This window comes from Microbispora sitophila (genome assembly GCF_014892245.1).
Taxonomy (GTDB): Bacteria; Actinomycetota; Actinomycetes; order Streptosporangiales; family Streptosporangiaceae; genus Microbispora; species Microbispora siamensis.
In genome coordinates, this window is record NZ_JADBGC010000083.1 from 1 (window position 1) to 1,380 (window position 1,380).

Genomic DNA, 1,380 nt, shown 5'->3' on the forward strand with positions numbered 1-1,380 from the left:
CTCGCCTGGGTTGTGGGCCTGCTGTGCGTGCTGGCGTTGCTCCCGGCCGGTGCGGCCAGGGCGGACAACCCGATCGTGCAGACCATCTACACCGCCGACCCGGCGCCGCTGGTCTACAACGGCCGGGTCTACCTCTACACCGGGCACGACGAGGACGGCTCGACGTACTTCACCATGAAGGACTGGCGGGTCTGGTCGTCGGCGGACATGGTGAACTGGACCGACCACGGCTCCCCGCTGAGCGTCGCCAGCTTCAGCTGGGCGAAATCGGACGCCTGGGCGGGCCAGGCCGTCTACCGCAACGGCAAGTTCTACTGGTACGTCCCCACGACCAACCGCGCGACCGGCAGGATGGCCATCGGCGTGGCCGTCTCCGACAGCCCCACCGGGCCCTTCAAGGACGCCCTGGGACACCCGCTGGTCGAAAACGGCGAGATCGACCCCACCGTCTTCATCGACGACAACGGCCAGGCCTACCTCTACTGGGGCAACCCCAACCTGTGGTACGTCAAGCTCAACGCCGACATGACCTCCTACTCCGGCAGCCCCACCAAGATCGCCCTCACCACCGCCGGGTTCGGCACCCGCACCGGCGACGCCAACCGGCCCACCCTGTTCGAAGAAGGCCCCTGGGTCTACAAGCGAGGCGGGCTGTACTACATCGTCTTCGCGGCCAAATGCTGCTCGGAGTTCATCGCCTATTCCACCGCCCCCAGCCCCACCGGACCGTGGACCTACCGGGGAACGATCATGCCCACCCAGGGCAGCAGCTTCACCAACCACCCCGGCGTCATCGACTACCAGGGCGGATCGTACTTCTTCTACCACAACGGCGCCCTGCCGGGCGGCGGCGGCTACACCCGCTCGGTCGCGGTGGAGAAGTTCAGCTACAACGCCGACGGCACCATCCCGACCATCACCATGACCACCACCGGAGCACCCCAGATCGGCACGCTGAACCCCTACACCCGCCAAGAGGCCGAGACCATCGCCTGGGAGTCCGGCGTCGAAACCGAACCCTCCAACGAGGGCGGCATGAACGTCGGATTCATCGACAACGGCGACTACATCAAGGTCAAGGGCGTCGCCTTCGGCACCGGCGCGACCTCGTTCTCCGCACGGGTCGCCTCCGGCGCCGCCGGCGGCAGGATCGAGCTTCGCCGCGACAGCGTCACCGGCACCCTCATGGGCACCTGCGACGTCCCCGGCACCGGCGGCTGGCAGACCTGGACCACCGTGTCCTGCCCCGTCACCGGCGCGACCGGCACCCACGACCTCTACCTCAGGTTCACCGGCGGCAGCGGCAGCCTGTTCAACATGAACTGGTGGCAGTTCACCGGCAACGACGGGCCCACCGCCAGCCCCACGCCCTCACCCCCG

General features: G+C 68.0%; 1 protein-coding gene. It reads left to right on the forward strand.

The window, feature by feature from the left end:
• The coding region (locus IL992_RS45505) for a glycoside hydrolase family 43 protein (protein ID WP_319019265.1) at nucleotides 1-1,380 on the forward strand (1,380 nt) is incomplete at both ends.